This is a genomic window from Occallatibacter sp. FHG110214_02 (assembly GCF_059115385.1).
The window spans coordinates 20,384-46,828 of record NZ_JBZYWK010000018.1; the positions used below are offsets into that span (position 1 = coordinate 20,384).

General features: G+C 58.6%; 28 protein-coding genes and 1 tRNA gene. 14 read left to right on the top strand and 15 right to left on the bottom strand.

All coding sequences use genetic code 11. From position 1 onward, the window contains the following. Positions 1-86: 86 nt before the first annotated feature. Positions 87-2,681, bottom strand: a complete 2,595-nt coding sequence (locus AC5S3R_RS15045; RefSeq protein ID WP_494267920.1) for an ABC transporter permease — start codon at positions 2,679-2,681, stop codon at positions 87-89. After that, the gene (locus tag AC5S3R_RS15050) at positions 2,674-3,378 is read right to left on the bottom strand and encodes an ABC transporter ATP-binding protein (protein WP_494267921.1); all 705 of its coding nucleotides are present in this window, start codon (positions 3,376-3,378) and stop codon (positions 2,674-2,676) included. Before AC5S3R_RS15050 ends, AC5S3R_RS15045 begins: the two co-directional genes overlap by 8 nt. 96 nt (positions 3,379-3,474) lie before the next feature. Between AC5S3R_RS15050 and AC5S3R_RS15055 the strand changes: the two genes are divergently transcribed. Then, a complete protein-coding gene (locus tag AC5S3R_RS15055; RefSeq protein ID WP_494267922.1) occupies positions 3,475-4,095 on the top strand; it encodes an arylesterase in 621 nt (206 codons plus the stop codon). A 172-nt stretch (positions 4,096-4,267) separates the two neighbouring features. Here AC5S3R_RS15055 and truB read toward each other — a convergent pair whose 3' ends face one another. The 5 genes from truB to AC5S3R_RS15080 form a co-directional block, all read right to left on the bottom strand. Further along, positions 4,268-5,146 carry a tRNA pseudouridine(55) synthase TruB gene (gene truB, locus AC5S3R_RS15060; RefSeq protein WP_494267923.1) on the bottom strand — a complete coding sequence of 293 codons (879 nt, stop codon included), beginning with the start codon at positions 5,144-5,146 and terminating at the stop codon, positions 4,268-4,270. A 41-nt stretch (positions 5,147-5,187) separates the two neighbouring features. Further along, positions 5,188-5,772: a GTP cyclohydrolase I FolE gene (folE, locus tag AC5S3R_RS15065; protein WP_494268001.1), complete on the bottom strand. Its 585-nt coding sequence runs from the start codon at positions 5,770-5,772 to the stop codon at positions 5,188-5,190. Between the two features lie 64 nt (positions 5,773-5,836). Beyond that, positions 5,837-6,256, bottom strand: coding sequence for a 6-carboxytetrahydropterin synthase (locus tag AC5S3R_RS15070; RefSeq protein WP_494267924.1), 420 nt, complete (start codon positions 6,254-6,256; stop codon positions 5,837-5,839). Next, positions 6,253-6,672 (bottom strand): 6-pyruvoyl trahydropterin synthase family protein, encoded by a 420-nt coding sequence (locus AC5S3R_RS15075; protein ID WP_494267925.1) that lies wholly within the window; start codon positions 6,670-6,672, stop codon positions 6,253-6,255. Before AC5S3R_RS15075 ends, AC5S3R_RS15070 begins: the two co-directional genes overlap by 4 nt. A gap of 180 nt (positions 6,673-6,852) precedes the next feature. Next, a complete protein-coding gene (locus tag AC5S3R_RS15080) occupies positions 6,853-8,025 on the bottom strand; it encodes a glycosyltransferase family 2 protein (RefSeq protein ID WP_494267926.1) in 1,173 nt (390 codons plus the stop codon). A 48-nt stretch (positions 8,026-8,073) separates the two neighbouring features. Here AC5S3R_RS15080 and AC5S3R_RS15085 point away from each other — a divergent pair, with 48 nt between their 5' ends. The 11 genes from AC5S3R_RS15085 (at position 8,074) to AC5S3R_RS15135 (ending at position 15,053) form a co-directional block, all read left to right on the top strand. Beyond that, the gene (locus AC5S3R_RS15085) at positions 8,074-8,580 is read left to right on the top strand and encodes a TlpA family protein disulfide reductase (protein WP_494267927.1); all 507 of its coding nucleotides are present in this window, start codon (positions 8,074-8,076) and stop codon (positions 8,578-8,580) included. Between the two features lie 193 nt (positions 8,581-8,773). Further along, entirely contained in the window at positions 8,774-9,049 is a 276-nt protein-coding gene (locus AC5S3R_RS15090) for a hypothetical protein (RefSeq protein WP_494267928.1), read from the top strand. Positions 9,050-9,118: 69 nt separating this feature from the next. Further along, positions 9,119-9,195: transfer RNA gene (locus tag AC5S3R_RS15095), tRNA-Arg, on the top strand. Positions 9,196-9,543: 348 nt separating this feature from the next. Further along, a complete protein-coding gene (locus AC5S3R_RS15100; protein WP_494267929.1) occupies positions 9,544-9,786 on the top strand; it encodes a helix-turn-helix transcriptional regulator in 243 nt (80 codons plus the stop codon). A gap of 57 nt (positions 9,787-9,843) precedes the next feature. Continuing rightward, positions 9,844-12,042, top strand: a complete 2,199-nt coding sequence (locus tag AC5S3R_RS15105) for a DUF3854 domain-containing protein (protein ID WP_494267931.1) — start codon at positions 9,844-9,846, stop codon at positions 12,040-12,042. Between the two features lie 249 nt (positions 12,043-12,291). Further along, positions 12,292-12,492, top strand: coding sequence for a hypothetical protein (locus tag AC5S3R_RS15110; RefSeq protein WP_494267932.1), 201 nt, complete (start codon positions 12,292-12,294; stop codon positions 12,490-12,492). Positions 12,493-12,494: 2 nt separating this feature from the next. After that, positions 12,495-13,109 (top strand): hypothetical protein, encoded by a 615-nt coding sequence (locus AC5S3R_RS15115; protein ID WP_494267933.1) that lies wholly within the window; start codon positions 12,495-12,497, stop codon positions 13,107-13,109. 5 nt (positions 13,110-13,114) lie between these two features. Further along, complete coding sequence (locus tag AC5S3R_RS15120; protein WP_494267934.1) at positions 13,115-13,576, top strand: hypothetical protein; 462 nt, start codon at positions 13,115-13,117, stop codon at positions 13,574-13,576. Between the two features lie 303 nt (positions 13,577-13,879). Then, positions 13,880-14,080: a hypothetical protein gene (locus AC5S3R_RS15125; protein ID WP_494267935.1), complete on the top strand. Its 201-nt coding sequence runs from the start codon at positions 13,880-13,882 to the stop codon at positions 14,078-14,080. Next, complete coding sequence (locus tag AC5S3R_RS15130; RefSeq protein WP_494267936.1) at positions 14,061-14,417, top strand: hypothetical protein; 357 nt, start codon at positions 14,061-14,063, stop codon at positions 14,415-14,417. The genes AC5S3R_RS15125 and AC5S3R_RS15130 overlap by 20 nt, the downstream gene beginning before the upstream one ends. Before the next feature lie 135 nt (positions 14,418-14,552). Beyond that, positions 14,553-15,053, top strand: coding sequence for a DUF5681 domain-containing protein (locus AC5S3R_RS15135; RefSeq protein WP_494267937.1), 501 nt, complete (start codon positions 14,553-14,555; stop codon positions 15,051-15,053). 260 nt (positions 15,054-15,313) lie between these two features. On the opposite strand, the gene AC5S3R_RS15140 is transcribed toward AC5S3R_RS15135, so the two are convergent. The 4 genes from AC5S3R_RS15140 to AC5S3R_RS15155 all read right to left on the bottom strand — a co-directional run bounded on the left by AC5S3R_RS15140 (position 15,314) and on the right by AC5S3R_RS15155 (position 19,341). Next, on the bottom strand, positions 15,314-15,874 hold the full coding sequence (locus AC5S3R_RS15140; RefSeq protein WP_494267938.1) for a hypothetical protein: 561 nt from the start codon (positions 15,872-15,874) through the stop codon (positions 15,314-15,316). Continuing rightward, the gene (locus tag AC5S3R_RS15145) at positions 15,871-16,275 is read right to left on the bottom strand and encodes a hypothetical protein (RefSeq protein WP_494267939.1); all 405 of its coding nucleotides are present in this window, start codon (positions 16,273-16,275) and stop codon (positions 15,871-15,873) included. The genes AC5S3R_RS15140 and AC5S3R_RS15145 overlap by 4 nt, the downstream gene beginning before the upstream one ends. Position 16,276: 1 nt before the next feature. Beyond that, complete coding sequence (locus tag AC5S3R_RS15150; RefSeq protein WP_494267940.1) at positions 16,277-17,605, bottom strand: tyrosine-type recombinase/integrase; 1,329 nt, start codon at positions 17,603-17,605, stop codon at positions 16,277-16,279. A gap of 221 nt (positions 17,606-17,826) precedes the next feature. Then, entirely contained in the window at positions 17,827-19,341 is a 1,515-nt protein-coding gene (locus AC5S3R_RS15155; RefSeq protein ID WP_494267941.1) for a GH39 family glycosyl hydrolase, read from the bottom strand. Positions 19,342-19,520: 179 nt separating this feature from the next. Here AC5S3R_RS15155 and AC5S3R_RS15160 point away from each other — a divergent pair, with 179 nt between their 5' ends. Next, positions 19,521-20,054, top strand: coding sequence for a type IV pilin protein (locus tag AC5S3R_RS15160; protein WP_494267942.1), 534 nt, complete (start codon positions 19,521-19,523; stop codon positions 20,052-20,054). Between the two features lie 8 nt (positions 20,055-20,062). Next, positions 20,063-20,722 carry a LolA family protein gene (locus AC5S3R_RS15165; protein WP_494267943.1) on the top strand — a complete coding sequence of 220 codons (660 nt, stop codon included), beginning with the start codon at positions 20,063-20,065 and terminating at the stop codon, positions 20,720-20,722. A 124-nt stretch (positions 20,723-20,846) separates the two neighbouring features. Here the strand turns inward: AC5S3R_RS15165 and AC5S3R_RS15170 are convergent, their stop codons facing one another. From AC5S3R_RS15170 to gpmI, 4 genes are all read right to left on the bottom strand, one after another. Continuing rightward, a complete protein-coding gene (locus AC5S3R_RS15170) occupies positions 20,847-22,091 on the bottom strand; it encodes an ABC transporter permease (protein ID WP_494267944.1) in 1,245 nt (414 codons plus the stop codon). A gap of 121 nt (positions 22,092-22,212) precedes the next feature. Then, positions 22,213-23,526 (bottom strand): ABC transporter permease, encoded by a 1,314-nt coding sequence (locus AC5S3R_RS15175; protein ID WP_494267945.1) that lies wholly within the window; start codon positions 23,524-23,526, stop codon positions 22,213-22,215. Between the two features lie 24 nt (positions 23,527-23,550). Then, the gene (locus tag AC5S3R_RS15180) at positions 23,551-24,408 is read right to left on the bottom strand and encodes a 3-hydroxybutyryl-CoA dehydrogenase (RefSeq protein ID WP_494267946.1); all 858 of its coding nucleotides are present in this window, start codon (positions 24,406-24,408) and stop codon (positions 23,551-23,553) included. Positions 24,409-24,743: 335 nt separating this feature from the next. Continuing rightward, complete coding sequence (gene gpmI, locus AC5S3R_RS15185; protein ID WP_494267948.1) at positions 24,744-26,351, bottom strand: 2,3-bisphosphoglycerate-independent phosphoglycerate mutase; 1,608 nt, start codon at positions 26,349-26,351, stop codon at positions 24,744-24,746. Positions 26,352-26,445: the final 94 nt, after the last annotated feature.

Consider the following 26,445-nt stretch of genomic DNA (forward strand, 5'->3'; position numbering starts at 1 on the left):
AATCAGTCGCAAAAAGGTAGGCCGGGGTTTTAACCCGGCCTACCTTTTTGCACAAATAAGAAAGAGGCCTTGCCCCTTGAGGACTCCTACTCTTCCCGCAAAACCTCCAACGGCCTCAACCCAAGAATCCGATAACTCGCAACCCACCCCGTAAGCGTCGCCAGCATCGCCGTTCCCACCAGCGCACACAGCAAAGCAATCCACTCAACATGAAACCCAATCTGCATCCGGTGCAGCAACCGCTCCGTCAGCAGATTCGCAAAAATCGCTCCCACCAATCCCGCCAGCAATCCCAGCACGCTGAACTCCACGCTAAACGTGCGAACAATCCGTCCCCGCGTAGCCCCCAGCGTCTTCAGCACCACGGCCTCCCGCATCCTGCGGAACCGCGTGCTCGCAATCGACGAAGCCAGAATCATCAACCCCGCAAAAATCGAGAACCCCGCCAGGAACCGAATCACAAACGTAATCTGATTCACCACCGACTCAATCCGGTCCAGCACATCCGCCAGGTTGATCGTAGTTACCGTCGGATAAGCCGCAAAAAGCGCACGCTCCACAGTCGAAACCTGCTTCGAGTCCACATGCGCCCCACCGTACCATGTTGCCACTTCCCCCTTCAGCAATCCGGAAGGCAGCACAAACGGCACCCGCGCACTCAAATGCTGCCCATCTGCCTTATAAAGCGCAGCCACCGTCAACTTGTGCGTACCATTCACCGCGGTAGTCAGTTCCACCGTCGAGCCTACCTTGAGATGCGTCCTCTGCGCCGTGCCTTCACTCACCGCCATCTCCTGCGCCGACGCATCCGTCCACCACTTCCCTTGCGTAATCTTGTCCCCTGCGGGCAACGCATCCGCCCAACTCAACTCCGCATTCTGCAGCATGTGCAGCGGAAAATGCTGCCCCTTCAACTGCTCCACCGGCGTGCCGTTCAACGACACAAACTCGCCCTTCACCACCGGCATCAAGTCCAGCGGCTCCTTTACTCCCGGCAGCTTGTCAAAGAATGTCTTCAACGCGCCGGCCTCATCCGTCGTAACATCCACCAGAAAAATATTCGGCAGCTTTGGAGAAACCGTCTCGCGTATCTCGCGCAGCACCGACGACTGCATCAGATAAACCGCCAGGATCAGCATCACGCCCGTACCCAGCGCCGCCAGCACCGCAGCCGACTGGTTCCCAGGCCGGTACATATTCGCCAGCCCTTGCCGCAAAAATGAAGGCAAATGCAGCCGCACCCGGTTCAGCAAAAACCGCAGCACACGCAACAAAACCGCAGACAGCGCCAGCAACACCGCAAGCGCTCCTGCAAGCCCAATCGCAAACCAAATACCAACAACTCGCGAATCAGAAAGCGCCCACGCAATCCCACCCAGCGCCGCCAGCACAATCAACGAAAGTCCCAGTTGCAACCGCCGCGCCCACACCCGCGCAAACCAGCCCCGCGCTCCCTCCGGCCCCGACTCCACCAGCCGACGCAGCACCAGCACAGGCCGCACGCCCCGCACATCCAACAGCGGAGGCAAGCAAAACAACAGCGTAGTCAGCAGCCCCGTCCCCAGCCCCGCGCCAACCGACCTCCACGGAAACTGCAACACCGTATGCACCGGCAGCAACCTTCCAAACACCGCCGGAAGCGCTCCCATCACAGCCAACCCGGCAGCCACGCCAAGCAATCCCCCGGCAAGCCCCAGCCCCAGCATCTGCAAAAGAAATATGCGCAACAAATCCGCCGACCCCGCACCAATCGCCTTCAGAATCGCCAGCATATCCATGCGCTGTTCCAGGTGCGCATGCATCGCCATCGCCACGCCAATCGCACCCAGCACCATCGCAACTAAACAAATCAGCGAAAGAATCGCCGTCGCGCGGTCCAGCCCATCCGTCAGCGCCGGATTCCCCTCGCGATAATCCATCACCTGCGCATCCGGCAGCGCCGCTTCCAAATCATGCCGCACCGTCATCGGGGTCACTCCCGCAGGCAACACCGCAGGCAGCTTCAAAAACAATCGCTCCGTCGCACGGCTCCCCGGCGCAAGCAATTGCGTGCTCTCAAGTCCCGCACGCGAAATCATCACACGCGGACCCATCCCCGCACCCGCGCTCATGCGGTCCGGCTCCTGCTTCAGCACTGCGGCAATGCGAAACGGCTTTCCACCCAGTCGTAGCGTCTGACCTACATGCGCATTCAACCGAATCAAAAACTCATCAGCAACAACAACAGAATCCCCGCTCAGCGCCTGCTCCAGCGTCATCGCGGGCTCCAGCTCCGCCGCGCCATAATACGGATACTCCGCCGCATCCACAGCCTTCAAACTCACCAGCAACGGCACAGGGTCCGGCGGCACGCTCGCCATCGAAATCGTCTCCACCACCCACGTAGAACGGCTCCCCGGAATCTTTTTCTCCACCTCTGCAATCTTGCCAAGCTGAGCCTCCGTTGGCGCCCCAAAAATCCGCGCGCTCAAATCCCCGCCCATCAGCGACCGCGCCTCAGCCCCCAGCGTCCCACGAAAACTCTCGCTGAACCCGCGCACGCCCACCAGCGCAGCCACGCCAATCGCCACGCTCAGCACCACAAACACAAACTTCCCCGGAGCCGACTGCAAATCCCGCCACGCAATCGAAGCCGCCCGGCCCCAGCTCAACGCCCGCTTCTGCAACGCAGCCTCACCCATGCTGAACCTGCTCTTCCACATGCACCGCAGCCAGCGTATCCTCCACAACCATCCCGTCGCGCAGCACAATCTTGCGGTCCGCCATCTCCGCCACGCCCGCGTCATGCGTAACCAGCACCAGCGTCGTCCCCGCGCGCTTATTGCGGTCCAGCAGCAAATCCAGCACCAGCCGTCCGTTCGTCGAATCCAGGTTCCCCGTCGGCTCATCCGCCATCACAATCGGCGGCTCAACAACAAACGCCCGCGCCAACGCCACACGCTGCTGTTCCCCGCCAGAAAGCTGAATCGGATAATGATCCATCCGCTCCGCCAGACCAACCGACTTCAGCAGCTCCCGCGCCTTCTCAATCCCGTTTCCACTCGCATTCAGCTCAAACGGCAGCAAAACATTTTCAAGCGCCGTCAGAGTAGGAATTAATTGGTACGACTGAAAAACAAACCCCAGCTTCTTCCCGCGAACTGCCGCAAGCTGCGCCTCCACCATGTTGTGAATAGGCACACCATCCAGCCAGATCTCCCCTTCGCTCGGCGTATCAAGCCCTGCCAGCAACCCAAGCAGCGTGCTCTTCCCACTTCCACTCGCGCCCACAATCGCCACAAACTGCCCCGCCGGAATCGTCAACGAGATTCCTTTCAGAATCTCCACGCGCCGCGCCCCATTCTGAATCACCTTCTTCACATCGCGAACTTCTATCAAGTTGTCGCTCCAATCCGGACTCAAACGGAAATACGCACCTCGCGCGCCGCAGTTCCCCGCCAAACCTATTGAGGCCTGAGCTTTTACACTAATCCTGTGGACGTTCGCCGCGCACTCTTCGTTTCATTTGTCCTTATTCTCATCGCCTGCCCTGCCTTCGCGGCGCAGCGCCGCACGCTCGTCTGCTTCGGAGACAGCATCACCGCAGGCTATGGTCTGCAATCCGGCCAGTCCTACCCCGACGCATTGCAGCTCAAGCTCGACCGCAGCGGCTACAAGTACAAAGTCAGCAACCAAGGCACCAGCGGAGCCACCACCAAAGACGCGGTAGCAAGCCTGCCCACCATTCTCGCACTGCATCCCGAAATCACAATCGTGGAGTTCGGCGGCAACGACGGCCTCCGCGGCCTGCCACTCGATGCCACCCGCCACAACCTCGACACCGTTCTCACAGCCCTTGAAAACGCGCATATCAAGATATTGCTGGCCGGCATCACACTTCCGCCCAACTACGGCCCCGACTACATCCACGCCTTTGAAGCCATCTTCCGCGAAGCCGCCGCCAAGCACCACACCGCTTTTGTGCCGATGATTTACAAAGGCCTCGCCAACACGCCCGGAACCATTCAGGCAGACGGCATCCACCCCACTGCCAAAGGCTCCGAAATCATCGCCGACACACTCATCCCCGCACTACGCCCGCTCCTGAAGCGCTAGGCAATGTCTGACGAATCGTTTTGAAGGGTACGGGCTTTAGCCCGTACATAAGACTCAGCCAAATTCCGTAGGGCTTTAGCCCCTGCGGGATGCCTTTAGATATTGCGGGGGCCCCCGGTCTCTCGCCTTTGGAAACCGGGGATACCACAAAAGCAAACTCCACGCCCTGCTCTTACCCCAGCACAACCACCGGCTGAAACAACGTCCCCGCCACCCGTTGCGCAATCGCAGTCAAATCCCGCTGCCCAGCAAACACCTTCACCATCGCCGCCTGCGAAAACTCCGGCAGATTTGCCTGCGCTCCATTCCGCAACCGTCCCAGTGCCTGCGCATCCGCCGTAACCGCAGGCATCTCCGGCAGCAGAGCCCGCGGATGCACACACATCCCCTCAAGCCCCGCAACATCCCCTGCCAGCTCCTGCAACGCATCCAGCTTCTGCGCCTCCGCAAGCGTAAACACACCCGCCCGCGTTCTCCGCAACCTGCTCAAATGCGCTCCGCAACCCAGCATCGCACCCATCTCATGCGCAATCGAGCGAACATATCCGCCCGCACTGATGCTCAGATCAAAGGAAGCCTCATCACCACGCAGCTCCGTAATTGCAAACGAAACAATCGTCACCAAAGCAGCCTTCAACTCCACCGGCTTCCCTGCCCGCGCCAGCTTATATGCCGGAGTCCCCGCAATCTTCTTCGCCGAGTAAGGCGGCGGTATCTGCTGCATCGTCCCATGGAAGCGCGCCGCAACCAAACGCACCTCATCCAGCGTCAGCTTCGCGCTCACCACATCGCCCACGCGCTCACCCTCAGCATCGTAGGTATCCGTAGCAAACCCAAAGCGAATCGTGCCTGTATACGATTTCTCAGCAGAAGAAAAATACTGCGCCAGCCGCGTAAACTTCCCCAGCAACAGCGGCAACACACCCGTAGCCATTGGGTCCAGAGTGCCCAGGTGCCCAATCGACCGCTCGCCGGTAATCTTGCGCAGCCTGCTCACCACATCGTGGCTCGTCATGCCGCCCGGCTTATCTATTACTAACAATCCGTTCACTTACTTACTCTATCGAACGCGCCGCGCAAACGTCCCAGCGCCTACTCCCGCACCAGCGACAGAAACTCCGTCCGCGTCTCCTTCTGCCGGAAGCATCCCACCATCGCACTCGTTACTGTGGAAGAGTTCTGCTTCTCAATCCCGCGCATCATCATGCAAAGGTGCCGCGCCTCAATCACCACGCCCACACCTTGCGGAGCGATCGCTTCCTGGATCGCATCGGCAATCTGCCGCGTCATCCGCTCCTGCACCTGCAAGCGCCGCGCATACACTTCCACCAACCGCGCAATCTTGCTCAGCCCAATCACCTTGCCATTCGGAATATACGCAACATGCACCCTGCCAAAGAACGGAAGCATATGATGCTCGCACAGCGAGAACATCTCCACATCCTTCACAATCACCATCTCGTCGTAGTCCACATCAAACAACGCGCCGCGCAGAATCTCATTCGGGTCTTCGTTATACCCCTTCGTGAGAAACGCCATCGACTTCTCCACACGCTTCGGCGTAGAAAGCAGCCCATCGCGGCTGGGGTCCTCGCCAATGCGGCTCAGAATCTCGCGATACAAATCCTGCGTGCTTACATCCCCAAGCTCACCCGGCTTCTTCACAGCCTCCAGCATTGGTTTCTTTACTGCACCCGTTTGCGCCATCCCATATCCTTTCTCGAGCCCATGCGCCCTTCTCTCAACTCAGAGCCGGCGCATCATAGCACTGGAAGAAATTATTCTCCGTCTCTTCCACGCGCACATATTCCAATTCGCCAACCTTTAAGCTGCCCTTCAGCAGCCCAAAGATCGCCTTGCATAAATTCTCCGTCGTAGGAACAACCGAAGCAAACAGCGAATCAAGATTCAAGTTCGTATGGTCGAAGCGCTCCAGCACACGCGCCTGAACAGCCGCATCCACATCCACAAGGTTAATCACCATGCCGGTAGCCGCATCCACCTCGCCGCCAATCAGCACTTCCACAATGTAGTTGTGCCCATGCCCATGCGGATTATTGCACTTGCCATACGCATCGCGATTCTGTTCCTCCGTCAGCGAATCACAATGCAGCCGATGGCTCGCACTCATCATGTATCGACGTCCAAAATAAGCCTTCATCTGCCGCCTCGATACTCAGCAAAGATCTCCGGCGTTTCATACACGCGAATCGCAGACAACGTAGCGCCTTTCGCAGCCTTCACCGCGGGCTCCAGCCTGTTCCACGCCGCAATCGCAATATTCTCCGTCGTAGGATTCACGCTCGCAAACTCTGGCACTTCCAGATTCAGATGCCGGTGATCCCACGCCGTCATCACCTCGCTCTGAATCACATCCTTCAGCCACTTCAGGTCCACAACAAAACCCGTCTGCGCATCCGGCTCGCCGGCAACCGTCACCTCAAGCGTGTAGTTGTGCCCATGCCCATTGCGATTCGAGCAGCGCCCAAAGACTTTTTCATTCTCTTCCGCGCTCCACGCCTCGTTCCAATAAAAATGCGCTGCCGAAAACGTAGCCCGCCGCGTAAGAAAAACCATAAGACCCTCAAACTTTAAGATGCCCCAGCTTATTCTCCGGGTTCACCCAACTTTATTTCATACTCCACAACGTCATCCGGAGCAAAAGACACGCGGTTGCATCTCAACCGCGCGCACACGCTGCATCCTGCTCTCCCACGTCCAGCTAAAAGCTAATAGCTAGCAGCTATTAGCTGTTTTTCACTGCGCATAACTCCGGCCCTTCCAGCTTACCCGCTTCAACACACGATGCTGAAACCAGCTCCAGTACAGCAGATAAACCAACAGCGGCAACCCCAGCAGGGCCAGCGCACAATCCACAAAGGGAAAATTCGACTTCCTCACTCGTACATACACCCTCATCAATACCCGCACCCATAGAGCAGCCAACCCCACACATGCAGCCAGAAAACTCATATTGTGCGACCCGGAATACGCGTACCCAAAATACGCCGCCGCAGGCAGCAAAAGAAGCAACAAAACAAAATCCACGGCCCGCCACAACGCCAGCATCAGCGCATCATTAAACAGCAACGCAAGATTCTTCGTCCACCCCTCCATCATTGCCGCCGTCGAGCGATACATCCGCGTAGAAAGCGCATCCGCCGCATACCGAAATCGCAAACCAACCTTGCGCCGCTTCGCCAGCAAGGCAAGCTCCACATCCTCCAGCACGCGTCCCTTCACAGCCGCATGCCCGCCAATACGCCGGTAAGCCTCGCGCTCCACCAGCAGAAACTGCCCATTCGCCGCTGCCACGCGCTGGTTCGGATCAGAAACCTTCACCGGAGGATACGCCAACGCCAACTCGCTAAACACCAGTGGCATCAGCGCCCGCTGTACAGCCCCCGTCACAATCTGTCTCGGCGAATAACTCAGCATCCCCACCTTATGCCGCAGCGCCTCCGTAATCCCGCGATGCAAATCCCCCAACTCATGCACCGTATCGGCATCCGTAAACAACAGCCACTTCCCGCGAGCCTTCCGCGCCGCCGTCCAGATCGCATTTGCCTTCCCTGTCCATCCCGGCTGCAACTTGTCCGCATTCAAAACAGTCACGCCCGCAAAGCCGTGCGCAATCTCCGCCGTCTTATCCGTGGACCCATCATCCACAACAATCAGCTCCCAGTCGCGCCCCAGCAGAAACACATCCTCGCTCTGCGCCACCAGCGACTGCAGACACGCGCCAATGCAATCTTCCTCATCCCGCGCCGGAACAATCACCGTCAACTCAATCAACGGATCGGCCTCAGGCTGGTCAAAAACCGTTCCCGCCCGTGTATGAAACTCCACCGGCTCATCCGACAGCCCAAGCACCGGCTTCCAGTCTCCAGCACTCCGCTCTTCTTTTTCGTTTACCGGCTCGTTCGCCATCGTCCGCGGCCCTTTTCTTCTAAGACTCCCGCTCCGTATTATAAGTATGTGAGTTTCCGTCCCATCACCCTCGGTTTCGCCCAAAGCCTGCTGGCACTAGTGGCACTGGCATCCCTCTCGGCATGCAGCCGCGGAGCCCATCCGGCCCAGGTAGGCAAAACCGCACCCGACTTCACCGTCAAGGACAACACCGACTCCATCCACCTCGCCAGCTATCGCGGCAAAGTCGTCGTACTCAATTTCTGGTGGAGTCAATGTGTTCCCTGTATCGAAGAAACCCCCGGCCTCGAATCGTTGCATCACGACCAGCCCGACCTGGCCATCCTCGGCGTCAGCATCGACGAAAACGAACAGCAATACCGCCACTTCCTCCAGCGCTATCACGTAGATATCGCCACCGTCCGCGACCCCGATGAAACTGCCGCCAAGCTCTACCACACCGAAGCCTGGCCCGAGACCTACATCATCGACCGTCAAGGCATCATCCGCCGCAAAATCGTAGGCAACCCCGACTGGACTAACTCCGAAATCCGCTCCTACCTCAAGAGCCTGTAAAAACAGGGACCGAGGGAACAAGGGAAAAGAGACCAAGGATTTATAAATCAGCAGCAAGCACTATAAAAAACAAAAAATCAAAACCATAGCTATCCCACCCATCCGCAAAACCCGGACAAACAGAGCACCCGAACTTTGTGGAAACCGCATCGCAAGTCTGTCCCCTGTCCCCTGTCCTTGCTATCATCTTCCTATGACGACCGTTGAAATCCTCTATCGCTACGCTGCGCAGCCTTCAGAGCCCGTGCTCTTCGCCCTCTCCGCCGCGCGCGAGGTCTACGGCATCCGCAAGCTCATCTTCGACCGCGAAGCCCAGACCGTCCGCATCGAGTACGACTCCACGCGCCTCAACGCCGCCACAGTCACCAACCTCGTCCGCCGCGCCGGCCTCGACATCGTTGAGGAACTGCCGCTCATTCCGCCGCCTCCACCGGAGCCGGAAGCACTCCCGGAACCAGCCAAGGCGTAACGTTGCGTGAATGCCAAACCTTTGATACTCTTAAAAAGGTTCGTTGATCGGCACGATCCGAACCGCACTGCGCCCGTAGCTCAGCTGGATAGAGCGACTGACTACGAATCAGTAGGCCGGAGGTTCGAATCCTTCCGGGCGCACCATAAAAACCCTTAAAAATCTGAGACTTACGAGCCGCGATTCTCGCGGCGTTTTTATTTGTGCGTTCTGTGTCGCCCTCGTGTCGCCAAATTGAGGGTGGCGCTTTTCCGCGCCGCTGGCCGTGTCGCCGCGCGATGTCCTGACCTCCGGTTCTACAGGCGACCAGCTGACAAATTATTTTTCACAGGGCGAAAAATAAGCGAATGAGCGCCGGGAACCCTACTGCAATCAGCAGTTATGTACACTCATAAACGTTCAAACGTTTATAAATCCTTATATATCATATACTTACGTCTTGACGAGCGCCCCCGCCCTCTGCCATCCTGCGAGCATTGGAGGACAGACGGACGATGGCCGACACGCTCACAAATGACTTCGCAGCCGACCTTGCCGCTGAGTTCGTAGACAAGCCCACTTTGTGCGCGGGAATCGGAATTTCCACGCGCACACTGGACCGCTTAGAAGTGGCCCGTATTGGGCCGCCTAAGACCAAGATTGGCAAGCGCGTCCTGTACCGCAAGGCCGCCGTGCGCGAATGGCTCGCAAGCCGCGAACAGGGCAACGCAACGCGCGCAGCACGGGCGCGGCGCTAGGGCATCCATCGGCGGCGCTGGTGCGCCACCCCACACAGTCACTCACACGGGCGGCCAATGATAAACGGGAAGACAAAAGCCAAACCGAAAGACAAGCGCCGCACGCCGCGCAAGCCGAATCGGGCACAGACGCGGGCGGCGAAGGACGCGCGCGCATGGATGCTAGAAGACTGCGCCAAGAGCGGCCTTACAGCCGCAGACGTAAAGGCGCTAGGTTTTAAGGCGCTCGCGGATGAGGAATGGGAGTCACTAGGGCTGCCGCAGCGCCGTGACAAGAAGAGCGGCGCACCGTTGAACCTGTCACGGGACGGCTACCTGTTGCCGTACTCCAGCACCAGCGGCAAGCCGCTGCCCATGTTCCGCTTTCGCTACCGCGAGACAGAGCGCACGATTGCGAGCGGGTTTCTGCGCGGGCACACGCAAGTGGCCGCCAAGTACGCGCAGCCCGCAGGCTCTCCAGTTGAGGCATACTTCGCGGCGCTGCCCGGTGTCGAGTGGGGCAAGGTCGAAGCGGACCCGCTCTCGCCACTCTGGATTACAGAAGGTGAGAAAAAAGCGGCCATGCTGTGCAAACTGGGGCTTACCGCGATTGGACTGGGCGGCGTGTGGTCGTTTGGCTCGAAGGCCCATCTGCAAAAGCTGATTCCCTCGCTGCAAGCGTTCGCATGGCGCGGGCGCGACGTGACTATATGTTTTGACTCTGACATCGTGCGCGAAGACCTGATGCCTGCCTTGCTGCGGCTTGCGGACGCGCTCAAAAGTGAGGGCGCTACTGTGCGCCTGCTGCTACTGCCCGCAAAGGCGGACGGCGCAAGGCAAGGCGTTGACGATTACGCGGCGGGGCTCGGTTTCGGAGATGCCGCGCGCGACGCGCTCAAGAAACTGGAAGACGCGACGCCCGTACTCGACTCTTGCCGGGCGCTGCTCCAGATAAATTCTGAAGCGGTCTTCGTGGAAGACCCGCCCGGTGTTGTGCTCTTGCCGACAGCGGCGGACCCGAAGCCGCGCCGCTTGCGCACGGATGCCTTCGTGCGTGAAGTCTTTGCCAACCGCAAGCACTTGAAAGCTGTACCGGGCGCGGACAAGCCGCGCGAAGTATCGACGGCGCGGGAGTGGGTTGAGTGGCCCGCGCGCGCAACCGTGCGCCGTGAGACCTACGCGCCCGGCGAGCCGCTTATAGTGGGCGCACAGCTTAACCTTTGGCTGCCCAGTGGCATCGTGGCGCGCAAGGGCAGCACGGAGCCATTCGACAGGCTCCTTGAGCGTCTCGTCCCAAATGCAGACGAGCGCGGCCATGTGCTGAGGTGGGCCGCGTACCCGCTCCAGTATCCGGGCAGGCGGTCCAACTGGGCCGTTTTGTTATGGTCCACGGCGCAGGGCACGGGCAAGAGTGAGCTAGGCCGTATTCTCGGCGCGCTGCACGGCGCTTCTAACTTTGCCGTCATCGGACAAGCACAGCTTGCGGCGGTTTTCAATGACTGGCTAAAAGGCAAGACATTCATCATGGGCAGTGAACTGTGCGGCGACTCCATGCGTGACGCGCGAACATTCGCAGATACGTTGAAGCCGCTTGTCAGTGACTCGCCGTTGCCCATTAACGAGAAGTTTCAACCAACTCTGTGGCTGCCGAATGTTTGCAGCTTCTACCTCACGAGCAACCACGCAACCGCGCTGCATTTGACCGCTGAGGCGCGGCGCTACATGGTCATAGAAGGCACAGGCGAAAAGATGGTACCCGCCGAATACGCGGAGCTTGACCGCTGGCGCAAGAGCGGCGGTCTGGGCGCGTTGCTGTATGCGCTACAAGAGCTTTCGTTATCTGACTACCAGCCGGGCGCGGATGCTCCGCAGACTGCCGCGCGCGAAGACATGATTCAAGCAACCCGCAGCGATGAACAGCAATGGGCGCACGAGCTTGCCGAAGACCCCGCAGCGGTACTGGAGCGCGACGGCGCGAACCTGCGTGCGGAGCAATGGACGGTTGCGACGGCGCACGACTTGCTGCACCTTTTGAAGTCGAGAATCCCTGATACGCGCTGCACAGCGCAGCGGCTTGGTGGCTACCTCGCAGATGCACGACTGCCGAAGTTGAACAGCGGGAAGTTGATTCGACTGCCCGCGCCACTTGGCCGTGAGCGCATCTGGTGGGTGGGCGGCGCGCTGCGCGCGGCGAATGTAGACAACATGGAGCCGAAGGAAATCGCGGCCCTGTATGCGAAGCAGCGCCCGCAGCGGAAGGTGGGTAAATATGCCTGATAAAGCCTGTCACAATGTCACGCGTCACAACCCGTTTCTGAGGCAGTTGCGTGTGTGCGTGCGTGCGCGTGTAGTGCTTATATGTAATTTATGTTGTGACATTGTGACAGAAAATGAGAAATCACCGGTGTTTATGCGGGTCCGGGGCTTGTCACAACCCATGTCACAACCCTGCCATTTGTCACAGCCTTTGGTTGTGACAGCGGCCCAGATGGGGCTTACGCAATGACGACACGCGAGCAGGTATGGATGAGTTTCGCAAGCGGCGTGCTCGGCGCGATGCTGATGGGCCGCCAGTTGCCCCTTCGTCCCGACGAAGACGGACATTTTTCCGCAGACCTGGCCGCGATGTCTGCGAAGTTTGCAGATGCGGCAGTCAACGAGTGGGAGAGACGATTCAACTCTCGCCCGAAACATCAACGCACCCGCAACCCAAAGGAATCGAGGTAGAGATGTTAACGACTCGAATAGGCCCTTACGCTGGTTCACGCAAAACCGAGGATTCCCTCCGCGACTATGTGCCCGCCCCCGCTTGTGACAAGAAATTGCGAGCCTGCCGCTTGCGTTCGCGAGATGAGGCTTTTGAAGCGGGCTTGAATGAACCGGGAAGTCGTGTAGGCCACGAACGCAATCGTCATGCGCCTGTTGGCGCGAGCGATTCCGACCTCGACGATGGACCACTCGACGAAAATATGAACCCGAACGTGGATTCCGCAGGCTTATGCCAGTGCACATGCTGCCGCAAACGCCGCGCTGCCGCTGCCGCTGCCGCAGGTACAGCCGATGATGATGACGAACTTCCGATTGAGAACAGTATGGGTAATTTTTCCGCCGAGCGGGCAGGCGTTCGCGCCGACCAGTACAACGCTTACGGAATCGTTCCGGGGCCGCGTGACATTCCGCCTGGGCGCTTAGGAATCGCACTCAAAGCCAACGGGCGCGGCTCCAACTATCTCGAAGGCCCCGCCGACAAGACGCCGATCAACATAGCGGCGAAGATTAACTCACTCGACTCGCTGCGAGCAATCAACACTTTCAACCGCCGTCGCCACGGCCAGAAAGGTTAGTCACTATGCCCACCGTATCCGTTGAATCTCTTGAGGCCGACAGGCTCGAAGCGCTCGCTAAAAATTTGCTCGAAGAGGTCGCGCGATTCCGCACGGCAACCGCTCTTCCGAAGGCCGCTGCAACGCGCACCAAGAGCCTCTTGAATCTCGAAGCCATCATCGAGCAGTCGCGGAAGTCGGTTGCCAAGTTCGACGAGGCAGTCGCGCAGATATTCGCTGACATGCGGGCCGTGGCGAATGGTTCCGCAGTCCAGACGGTAGGCTTCGATGGCAAGCCCGGTTTGGTGCGGAACGAAGACGATGCTGCGGCAAAAATCATGCAATTGGCGGAGGATGCAAAAACAAACCTCTTGGCCGCTGCCCGCGCACGGCTCCAACTTCAATCACTTGAAGAGCGGCTGGCACAGTCAGCGCCTCCACCACCCGCATATTTGCCGTCGAGTGAAGGCGAACCTTCGGCAGACTGAGTTTGACGTTGACTCGCTGTGTTCTTACCTCCTTTCTGGCACAGCGAGCAGCCGCCGAGGTTCAGTCAGCGTTGCCTCGGCGAAACATTGCCAGCGCTTCCAAGGCCGTTGGCGATCGTGGAGCACGGGAGCTTGGCCGCCACCGTGCTCCACGTCAAAGATTGAAATTGCGGCGAGATTGGCGTCGCGCCGCAATCACGCACAGCAGACGTTTCGCTCCTGTTCCGTCGTGCTGTGCAACCCGTGCGGGAATCAAGTTGAGTCTAGTCCGCTCGACTTGATTCCCTCACTTTGAGGTTATCGATGGAAAAGCGCGTTGCACCGCCACTGAGATTCGTCATCGCCCGCTGCGTCCTCGACGAGCTGTGGTGCTCTAACTTAATCGACCCGGCAAAGATGAAGCAGTTTGCAACCGTTGCCGAGCGGATACTTACGCGGTACGCGCCCCGTGACTACGAGCGGGTGCTACCCAGAAGGAGGGAAGATGCAAAAGAAGTTGAGTAAAAGTGAGCGCAGCGCACGCATTGCAGCGGGACAACGCGCGAGGAAAGAACAACGCCAAGCGATGCTGCGCACACTCAAACTTATGCGTGAGCGTTGGGAAGCTGGCCTCATACCGTTCATACAATGGCAAGCGTTCGGCTATGTCTTCGGCGCGTTGCAAGCGAAGCTCTGGGGTTGGCAAGGCCCCATCAATGTCTCGTTTTGTGCCTGCCCTGACCCGCTGGCGATGCGCGCGCAAGTCTCGCGCCAGAATCCACCTGTGGGCGGTGAGCACCGCGCGCTTTGCATCGCGTTTTTCTATAAGCCGAAGGTGCGGAAGAAAAGGAGGGCCCGCTGATGGCATGGTCAAACCGAGTTACTCTGCCACGCCCCGCAAAGATGAGGCCCCGCGTGGTCTTCGTGCCGAAGGCGATGCGCAAGCAGATGGCAAAGCAGACGCGCAAGAAGTGAATCCGCAGCTATGGAGCGACAAATGGGAAAGCGCACAAACAAGAATCCAATCGAGATTGTGAAGCGCAAACGCACAACGCCGCGTACAGCGTTCCAAAAGGGAGCCCCGAATCCTCACGCATTTAAGCCGGGGCAAAGTGGCAACCCAACGGGCCGTGCCGCGAACGACTTGCGCCTCGTCTCTCGCTCATTGCGGGAGCAGCTTGCCTTGCGAGCACCGGGCACTATATGCAAGGGCCTCGGCCTGCCCATCACGTCATCATGGGGGCAGTGCGTGGCGGCATCGCTCATCCGCTCATCTGTCAGCGGTGACGTGCAGGCCGCGCGTCTGCTCTCCGAGTTGACTGAGGGCAAGGCTGGTGTGTCATTCCACCTTGGCATCACAGAGGATGAGCACACAGGCGAGCGCCCGCTTATCAACATTCAATTCACCGAGTCAGACGGTAACGGACGGCCTGTCTTCGATGACGTGCCCACCATCGACGCGGAGACAGCCGAGACCCGCTTGCTAGGCCCTGAGTGACTCGGCAGTGAGTGGCATCGAATGACAATGAGCGGCGGCCAACTGAATGTGTATCTGGCCGCCGCGTCTTTGTGTATTCCAAGTAAATGATTGATTCAAAACAATTTTATGCGACAAATTCCTTAGTTTTCTCCCCGCATCACCGTTCTGTGTCTCCGCAGTGTCTCCAAGATGCCCATTCCTGCCATTTGCAGCCCCGTAGAGAGGCCGCCGCGTCTCTGGTGGGCCTTGGGTGGGCCGTCTGGTACGTCCTAGCGCCTCTACGCGGCTACCTCTGCGCGGCAAGAGATGACTTCATCGAGCACCGGAGGCCCCTCGCAGTCTGCATCAAAGATCAAGCTGTCGATGATGGCCTCGGCCTCAGCGCCTCCGATTGTCTTCCGCTCGATTAACACGGCGGCGAAGCCCTGAATGGCAGGCCAGTATTGTGCGACAGCCAGCCGGGTCACCCGCTTGAAAGCCGTAAAGTGTTGCTCTGAAGGCATAAGGCTGTTCTCGCCGCCTGTGAGTGTGCGCAGGTGATATAAGTCAAGGCTAAAACCCTGCATATCGACATGCCCCCCTCCCAACGTGTCAATGCTGCGGTGGGCATAGCGTGCTTGCGCGATGCCACCCGCAAGGGTGTAGACCATACGTGCTGCGATGATGCGGGGTTTATTCTTCGATGAACCGCCGATGACATCCATATACCCGCCATAGCCCTCCGTTTCGGAAGCAACAATAGTTACCTCCTTTAAGACAAAGCCATACGCGCAGGCGATTACAGCGTGGCCTGCTTCATGGTGTGCAAACTGTTTCAGCGACCTGTGCATCGGCTTCATTGCCCACCTCCGTTGTGCTGCGCCTTCCGGTAGTTGCTGCCAGCGCGCGACAAGCGCCGCACTGCTGCGCGGCGTATGTCGTTCAGGCACACGCCACCGCGCTTTGCTGTACCTTCACAGGCGAGCGCCGCCGTCCATGTGTGGATGGCCTCGCCCCGCGCGCCGCTGTGTTGGTTCCACGTCCGCAGCTTGACCTTGCCGCTGGCCTCTAGGTTGTCCAACAAGACGAAGCCCGCAGCGTCCAGCGCGGCCCCGATGCTCTCACGCTCGCCCCATCCCATAGCTTGCCCGCAAGCGCATCGAACGGCGATAGCGCGGCGCACGATGTCCGCATAGCTTGTCTTGCGCTCAACGTCAAAGTTGACAAAATGCTTGAGGGCCGCCGCTCTACCGTTCACCATGTCAGCCCACCTTTGCAAACGGCAAGATGTCTGCAATCTTGTTAGTTGCCGCGCGCCGCGCGTCATCGTGCGCGTGTGCATAACGCTGTGTTGTGGCGGCCTGTGTGTGGCCTAGCAGACTGCCCACCACTTGTAGCGGTACGCCGTTCGACACAAGAAAGCTCGCATAGGAATGGCGCAGGTCGTGGACGCGCACAGTGGGCCGCCAGCGCGTAAGCATGATGGGCTTGCCCGTTTTCTTGTCTATGCGCGGCTGCCCTGCCCGCTTCCCTTTTGCCCACAGGCTCGGAACCTCTTGCTTCTCTGCAAGCCCCGCAAGGACGCAGACCTGCAACCAAGGACGGTCATACGACTTGCGCGCTTCGCCGCCCGTGACCTGGCCCCGCTTTCCTGTGACCTTGCGCTGTGTACCGTGAAACAACGGCCCCGTTGCGCCATTGGGCCTCATGCTCTTGAGCAGTGCGAGCGCCGCGTCATTCAAAGGGAAGCTCGCCGTGCGCTTCTGCTTTGTGTGCGCGCTCGGCTTGGTCCATACGCCGCGCTGCAAGTCAAACTCACTCCACTCGGCGGCCAACACTTCGCCAACGCGCGCGCCCGTGAGGATGAGCAACCGCAAGAGGTTCGCCCCGTCTGCATTGCTCTCGCCGTACTCATTCAAGGCCGCGTCAAGGTTCCGCATCTGCTCCACTGTCAACCATGCTTCGCGCTTCGCTTCGTAGTAACGCGCGACGCCCTTGGTGGGATTCTCAGACGCGACGCCCTCGCTGATGGCGTAAGAGAAAATCGTAGAGAGCAGCGCAAGCACGCGGTTAGCCCTGTACGGCGTCCGCTCCATCTTGCCGTGCAAATCTTCGACGTGCTTGCGCGTGACCTCAAGAACGCGGCGCTTGCCGAGCGCGGGCAGGATGATTTTCTCAACCATCGAACGGTCATCCCGCTTTGAGCTTTCCCGCTTCTTACGGAATCGCGCGCTGCCAAGGTATGCAGTACAAAGCTCATCCACCGTGGGAGCTTTCCGCATCGCGGCCTTGACCTCTAACGGGTCAACGCCGTTGCGGATTCCGTCACACAGCTTGAGAGCTTCGCTACGTGCCTTGTCGAGTGACAGCGCGGGATGCTGCCCGATGGTGTAGCGCCGCTTTGCGCCCTCGACTAGCGAGCCGTCAGCGGTCTTGACCCGTGCCTTGTACTCAAGCACGAATGACAGAACGCCGCCCGCAGTGATGCGCGCGCCGAATCCGCGAAGCTCGCTGTCCCACAGAATCACGTTGCCCTCTGCGGGCGGATTCCGCTTGAGGTCTTTCAGTGCCTTGTCAGTCAACCTGCTCATGCTGTGTCGCTCCTGTGTCGCAAAAAGTTGGCGATTGAGTGTCTCTCACAGTCTCTATTGTCAGCACGGTGACGGTGTATGTCAAAGATTTTTGTCTATTTATAAAATAAGCTCTGATTCTATGTCGCTTATGTTCGCGCCAAGGTGAGACTACGAATCAGTAGGCCGGAGGTTCGAATCCTTCCGGGCGCACCATTCCTCTCCCGATAGCACCAAATTCCCTACCCAACCTTAATCAACACCAACGCATTCGGCGTCAGTGTCAGGTGCAGTTCCCCATTCCGTAGCTGCGTCTCTTTCGGCGCGCCCAGTGCGGTATCCCGGTTCAATTCCTCAACCTGTGCCGCTGTCGGACTCACCGGACTCCCCATCTTCCGGTAAAACGGCATCACGTTGCCATGCGTGTCATCCACCACCTGCACAGACACCTTCGCATCCGGCTTCACGCCGCTGAAGGAAACCGTCATCTCCTTGTCATGCCCTTTCGCCTCTGGGTCTACCAGGTTCCAGAGAGCAATCGCCAGAGATCCATCCGCCGCCGTAGTCACCAGCGCATCCTTCGCCGGATTCGCAAGCCGCTTGTCGCCTAGCTGATGCAGCAGCGCGTAATCATAGAAGGCAGGCTTGTTAATCCCACCCATCGCCCGGATGCCGAAGTTCTGAAACGGCGCGGTCGCCGGCCCACCCTCTTCAAACACCTCGGAGAAAGTCCAGAAGGACAGATAATCCGCCAACCCGTCGCACTCGCGAATAGCCGTCGCAACCGCCGGCCCCACATACGGAGTCTCCCGCGCATCCTTCACCGGATACACATTCCACTCCGTCCACAACAGCGGCAAATGTGGCGTAGGCGACGCATCAATCTGCCGCCGTACCTTTGCCACCACCGCGCCCACGCGGTCCTCCGGCGCAATCACCTCATCCGTGCCCAGCAGCCGCTTCACCGGCTCATCCGCATATCCATGCGTGGAAACAAAATCCACCGGAACATGGTTGTCATGCGCATACTGCAGAAACTCCGGAATCCACGCCGCAGCCGCCGTAGCCGGGCCTCCCACACGCAGCCGCGAGCTCACCGACTTCACATCCCGCGCCGTATGCGCATACAGGTCAAAGTAGGATTCGTCACGCGGAATACCACCCCAGAAATCAATATTAGGCTCGTTCCAAACCTCGAAGTACCACTTGGAAACCTCATCAATCCCGTAGCGGTCCACCAGGTGCCGCACAAAATGCACCATCAGGTCATCCCACTTCTCCATGCTCTTCGGCGGAGAAACATTCTGCTTGTACCAGAAAGGATGAAGCGCATCCGGATTGAAGGCCAGCTTCTTAGGCATAAAGCTGATCTCCACCACCGGCCGGACCCCGTTCTGCAGCAGTCCGTCATACACCTGGTCCACGTAATTGAAGTTGTAGACCGCGTTCCCGTGCTCGTCCTCGTTGTAAACACCCAGTTCGTCATGCAGAATGGCGTGAAAACGAACATACTGCAGATTGGTAACCTGCTTCACCGCGCGCAAGTCGCTGCGATAGCTCTCCCGCAGCGAAAGAATCGCCCTGCCGGAGCCAAACATCTCTTCCCAGAAATGCGGAAACGGAGTAGCCGTCGCATGGGCATCCACATGAACCGTGCTCTGCGTAGCCTGCGCCCTCGCAAACCCCGTATTAGCTACCACAGCAAAAAAAGCAACCAGCACAAATACCGCATCACGCATGCACTTCGATGAAAACATACACCCACTCCCGGCTTTAACAAGACACTATCGAATTGTAGCCGCCCTCCCACATCCATTCCCCCCCTGTCCCGCCTGCCCCTGTTTCCGAGCGCAACATTTCCCTCACACGTCTATAAAGTTGTAGGATTGGGGACGAACGGGCCCCATCCAGCCCCGCAGAGGACAAAAAAATCTCAATGAAGCGCACATCCTTTTTCAGCCGCCGGCAGCAGAGCCAAATCAGCCGCGCCAACGGCTTTACGCTGATGGAACTCCTCATCGTGATGGCCATCATCACGGTGCTTATGCTCATCGCCATTCCGTCGTATCTCAACTACGTGCGCCTGGCCAATGAAACCTCGGCCATCAAGTCCATCCAGACCATCTCGCAGGCGCAGACGCAGTTCTCCATGCAGTACCCCGTCAGCGGCTACTCCTGCACGCTTGGCGCACTCGGCGGCGACCCGCACTCCGGTCCGCCATCGGCCACCAATGCGGAAATCCTGCCGCCCGACCTCAGCTCCGGCATCAAGTCCGGCTACCAGTTCACCATCTCCAACTGCGTCAAGAACTCGAACAACGGCAACGACCGCGTAACCGGCTTCACCATCACCGCGCAGCCCATCACCGTTGGCAAAACCGGCAACCGCACCTTCTGCAGTGACGAGTCCGGCCTCATCAAGTTCGACCCCACCGGCGGAACCAACTGCACGCAGTCCCTGGGCCAATAAATATCGCAATGAATCGAATCGTACGCATCACACGCGGCTGCCTCTTGGCAGCCGCGCTCTTCTCTCCAAGCCTCCACGCACAGCAGCCTGACGTGCACTCCATCGCTCAGCGTGTAGACAAGCACTACAACCAGCTCCACACCCTCAAAGCGCAGTTCACCGAGACCTATGAAGGCCTCGGTATGAAGCGCAGCGAGAGCGGCACGCTCCTGCTTCTCAAGCCAGGCCGCATGCGCTGGGACTACACCTCTCCCGCCGGCAAGCTCTTCCTCCTCGATGGCAAATACGCGTGGTTCTATACCCGCGGCGACGCCCAGGTGCAGCGTCTCGAAGCCAAAAAGCTCGACGACCTGCGCTCTCCCCTGCGCTTCCTGCTGGGCCACACGCAGCTTGAAAAGGAACTGACCAACCTGACCGTCACCCCCGCGCCTAACGGCCACTTCACCATCTCCGGCCAGCCAAAAGGTCAGGAGAAGCGCATCCCAAAGCTATCGCTGACAGTCACAGCCGAAGGCTCCATCTCAGCCATCGAAATCGACGAAGCTGACGGCGCCACCACCCGCTTCCTATTCGCGGACGAAGCCCCCAACGCCGCCATCCCCGAATCCGCCTTCCACTTCACGCCTCCCGCAGGAGTCCCAGTAGTAGACGCATTGCCACCAGTGTAAAAAACAGGGACTAAGGGCATAGGGACTAGAAAAACATGAAGTGAAACAATAAAGATGGGCTGCCGAGCGATACACGGCAGCCCATCTTTAAAGCTTGATTCCTAGTCCCTATGTCCCTGGTCCCTCACTCATATCTCAACGCCTCAATCGGGTCCAGATTCGCCGCCCGTATCGCCGGAATCATCCCGCTCACCAGCCCCGTCACAATCAAAATTCCCGTAGCCACCACCACACTCGTCGGCGAAATCAGCAGCCGGATATCCGCATCCTCCGCGTGCAGCGCAAGCTCGCTATAAAACGGAATCCGCCCCACCAACGCGGAAATCAGATATGCCAGCCCAATCCCGCCCGCGCCGCCAAGCCCCGTAATCACCAGCGCCTCGCTCACAAACTGCGTCAGGATATGCCACCGCTGCGCCCCCAATGCCTTCTCCACGCCAATCTCGCGCGTCCGCTGCTGCACGGCCACCAGCATAATGTTCATCAACCCAATGCCCGCAATCCCCAGTGTCAGTGCGCCCACCATGCTCAGCAACACCTGCAGCGCAATCGACAAAATCGTAAACTGGTGCAACTGCGTCATCAGGTTCGCCACAAAGACAGCGTTGTGATCCGAAGCCCGGAAGTGATGCGCCGCGGCCAGCGCCGTCCGTGTATTCTGCTCCACCAGTTGATAGTCGCCCGAGTAGTTAAACCACATCCCGCTCAGATACGTTGTATCTGCAAGGTCGCTCATTGTGCTGAACGGAATATAAATCTGCCGGTTGACGTCGTTATTCGCGCCGCCCTCCTGCATCTTCGGCGTCATCACGCCCACAATCGTAAACAGCACGCCATTCAGCCGAATCGTCTCGCCCACAGCCCACGCGCCGGAAAACAGCTTCGTCTTCGCCTCCGACCCAATTACGCAAACATGCGCCCGCTGCTGATCTTCCTGCCCGTTGAAAAACCTTCCCTGCTCAATCGTGATGTTCTGAATATCCTGCATCGTCGCGCGAACACCATTCACGCTCCACGTATACGAATGCAAATCGTTCCGCACCGTCACATCTTTCCAAACCACCGGCGTAATGTGATTGAGCCCCGGCACAGAACTACTCAGCCGGTCCACATCGTCCAACGTAAACTGCACCTTCACGCCAGCCTTATCGCCACCGGCTTGCTCGCTCGTCTTCCCCGGAAAAACTCCAATAATCTGCGTGCCCCACTGCGCAAAAATCGCTTCAAATGCCCGCTCAAACCCCGCGCCATAAGCCAGCAGCAGCACAACCGTAGCAATCCCCCAGGCCATCCCAACCATGGTGATAGCCGTGCGCCGCCGATTATAAACCATCGCCTCCCAGGCCTGCCCCAGAATGTCCTTCAACATCAGCTTCTAGCTCCTAGCCTCTAGCCTTTAGCTAAAGCAAATCCCACTCGCATTTCTACTGAGCAAACAAGCTGGCAGCTAGAAGCTAGCGGCTAGAAGCTAGCGGCTAGAAGCTGCCTTATCAATCCCACCGCAGCGCCTCAATCGGATCCATCTTCGCCGCCTTGCTCGCCGGATAAAGACCCGCCACAACCCCGCACAACACCAGCGCGCCCATCGCCATCGCCGCACTCCACGGAACAAGCCGCGGAGGGTCAAAACCATTCAGCCCCTTCAGCAGCGCCTGCAGCGCTCCCATAAACAGCGCCGAACCCACAATCCCAATCATTCCACTAACGCCCGTCAACAGCAGCCCTTCCCAGAAGAACTGCGTCAGGATACTCCGCTGCGTCGCACCAATCGCTTTTCGGAGTCCAATCTCCCGCGTCCGCTCTGTCACAGAGACCAGCATGATGTTCACAATCCCCACTGCACCAAGCGCCAGCGTTACCAGTCCCACACCACCCAGAAAGACATCCATCGCCGTAAAAATCGCGCCCACCATCTTCTCTTCGCGAATCATGTCGAACTCGCCAAAAGCGTCCTCCATCGACGCATCAAATCCATGGTTCGCCGCAATCACGCGATGCACCGCCGCCTTCGCTGCCGTCGCATCCCCCTGCTTCACCGGCTGATACTCAATGTTCGTCAGCGCATCCTTCGCAATGTTGTCACCCTTTACCGGATACATCTCCAGCATCGTCGTCACCGGAACAAAAATCCTCTGGTCGTCCGAATCGTTGTTCCCACGCGCCACGCTCTCCACCGTCCCAATCACATGGAACTCCGTGCCGTTAATCGTGATGGACTCGCCCAGCAGCGGACGCCCCGGAAACAACTGCCGTGCCGCCTTCCATCCCAGCACCGCCACGCGCCGCCGCTCGTCCAAATCCGACTGGTTAAGAAACCGCCCCTGCCCCATCGGAATAAACCGCACCGTCGGATAATTTGGGTCCGTTCCCACCACGCTGCCCGAGATGTTGCTCCACTGGCTCACCTCGTACAGGTCCGAGCGGTAAAGTTCCACCGTCAGCGCATGCACCTCCGGCAGTTTCTGAATCGCGTCCGCATCGCGCACTGTCAGTTGATAAGGCCGCATCCCCGTATGCTGGTTCGCCACGGCGGGAATTGTGCCGTTCCACATAATTACGAGGTTGTTTCCAATCCGCGCCAGGTTTTTATGTTGCCCCGAACGAAACCCCTCGCCCAGCCCCACCAGCACCAGCAGCGACCCCACTCCCCAAGCAATCCCAAACATGGTGAGAAATGAGCGCAGCTTATTCGCCATAATCGCGCGATAGACCTGCCCGAGCGTGTCAGCGAAACTCTGCATAACGGTGAGACGCGCCAAAGCACAATTCGCCCATGCGCGCTTGCAGAGAGATACGCTGTGCATAGCGGAATGGTTCCGTTTTGGCGGCTACTTGTTGTAGATGTAGAAGCCACGGCCGGATTTGCGGCCCAGCCATCCCGCATCCACCATCCGCACCAGCAGCGGGCAAGGCCGAAACTTGGGGTCGCCGTGGCCTTCCTGCAATACCCTCAAAATGTCTACGCAAACATCCAGCCCAATAAAATCCGCCAGCGTCAACGGCCCCATCGGATGCGCCATGCCCAGCTTGAACACCTCGTCTACGGCTTCCGGTGTGGCTACGCCTTCCATGACTGCATAAGCGGCCTCGTTGATGAGCGGCATCAGGACGCGGTTGGAGACGAAGCCGGGCGCGTCGTTCACCTCTACTGGCGTTTTGCCCAGTTTTACAGCGAGGTCGCGGACGGCAATAAAGGCTGCGTCGCTTGTAGCCATGCCACGAATCACCTCCACCAGCGCCATCACCGGAACCGGGTTGAAGAAGTGCATGCCGATGACCTGCTCGGGGCGTTTGGTGAGTGCGGCCAGCTTCGTTATTGAGATGGATGAGGTATTAGTGGCGAGGATTGCAGTTGCAGGCAGGATTGCGTCGAGCGAACGAAAAATCTCAGCTTTCAAGTCGTACTGCTCAGTTGCGGCTTCTATGGCAAAGTCGGCTTCGGCGAGCGCGTCACGGTCGATTGTAGCCGTGATGCGGGCAAGTATCGGCTCGATTTCGGATTCGGGCAGTTTGCCCTTGGCGGCTTCCTTGCCGAGACTGGCACGGATGGATGGAAGCGCACGGTCGAGCGCCGGTTGCGCCACGTCGCAGAGCAGGACGCGGAAGTCCGAGCGGGCAAAGACATGGGCGATTCCTGAGCCCATGGTTCCGGCTCCGATGACTGCTACAGTTGCAATCCCTGGCAAGCTGCCTCCTGACCAATGTGGAGTGTATCAGGGGACTTGCCGTCCAGGCGATTGCGCCTTCGACACCATTTTCAGCCGGTTGCACCGAGATATGTGCAGAAATGAGGTGCTTTCAGGTGTGATTTATTTCGATTAAATAATTGATTTTATTAAGTTTAACATGCTATTTTTCAGGAGTTTCGGGGGGGAGGGGGGGGGGTAGGTTCCTGCCGGAAAGCCAACGGCCCGATTCCATGGTGGAATCGGGCCGCTTTCTTTACTGAAGATAGTGTGGCACAAAAGGGGTTAAATGAGCGCAAAAGTTATCCACAGGTTCGGGATTTATTTTTGCGGAGCTACTTTTGAACCGGAACGCGAAGATCGCCCCCGGTCATCTCCTTCGGCAAGCCGAGGTCGAGCAGGCTGAGAAGCGTGGGCGAGATGTCGCGGAGGGCTCCGTCGGGACGCAGGCGGAAGTGCTCAGAGTTTTCCCCCACATAAATAAACGGCACCGGGTTGGTGGTGTGCGCTGTGTGCGGGCCACCGGTTGCGGGGTCCACCATCAGCTCGGCGTTGCCGTGGTCGGCGGTGATGAGCCAGTTTCCGTTGCGCTTCCGCACCGCGTCATAGATGCGGCCCAACTGTGCGTCCACAGCCTCGCAGGCCTTGATAGTCGGCTCCAGCTTGCCGCTGTGGCCCACCATATCGGCATTCGCAAAGTTCGCCACAATCAGGTCAAACGCAGTATCGTTCACCGCCTTCACAATCGTGTCGCCAATAGCTTCCGCCTTCATCTCCGGGGCAAGGTCGTAGGTAGCAACTTTCAGCGACGGCTGCAAAATGCGCTCTTCCCCAGGAAATGGAGTTTCAATCCCACCATTGAAAAAGTAGGTAACGTGCGCAAACTTCTCCGTCTCCGCAACGCGCAGGTTGCGCAGGTTATGCGCCGAGAGAATGTTCGCGAGGATGTTGTCCATCGACTCAGGCAGAATCACCAGCGGCAGCGAATAGAGCTTGTCATACTGCGTCATGCAAACGTAGTGCAGATTCTTCGGAATCTCACTGCGAGGAATAATCTCATCCAGCGACTCCCACGCATCCAGGTTGCGGCCACCCTGCTTGTTCAGGCCGGATTCGCGGGCAAGAACGCGAGTAATCTGCCGCGCACGGTCGGCGCGATAGTTGAAGTTGATGCAAACATCCTCATCGCGAATCTGCGTAACAGCCTTGCCCGCGGCATCCGTCACCACAAACGGAATAAGAAACTCGTCCGTAACGCCGTTGTTGTAGCTCTCCTTGACCTTGGCAACCGGATCAGCCGTCGAGCCGCCCTCCGCCTTGCCCGTAACCATCGCGTCAAAAGCCTTGCGCTCGCGCTCCCAGCGTTTGTCACGGTCCATAGCGTAGTAACGTCCGCTCACCGAAGCCAGCTTGCCCACGCCATACTCGCGAAACTTCTGCTGCAGCGCCTCGATGTAGCCCGCACCGGACGTAGGCAGAGTATCGCGCCCATCCATGAAAGCATGGACGTAAACACGCTCCAGCTTGGCCTCACGCGCCGCACGCAGCAAAGCATACAAATGATTCTGATGCGAGTGCACCCCGCCGTCTGACAGCAGACCAAAGAGATGAAGCTGGCGATTATTCTCCCGCGCGCGCTTGAGGGCATCCACAATAGCAGGATTGTTCTTGAACTCGTCATCGGCAATCAGCGCATCAATGCGCGTAATATCCATGCGCACCACGCGCCCCGCGCCGATGTTCAAGTGGCCAACCTCCGAGTTGCCCATCTGCCCATCCGGCAGCCCGACAAAATGCTCCGAAGCGCGAATCAGCGTATTTGGAAACTCACGCAGAAGCTTGTCGTAAGTAGGCTTGCGAGCCAGCGCAATAGCATTGTTAGCGGTTTCAGCACGATAGCCCCATCCGTCAAGGATGGTAAGAACGAGAGGACGCTTGGACACGACAGAGTGCTCCTAAATCGAACTTGGTTGCAGTGTCAGGATAAATGGTGGGTAGGGTTGGTGCGGTGCTGCGGCTCACAGGGCGTGAGTTGCG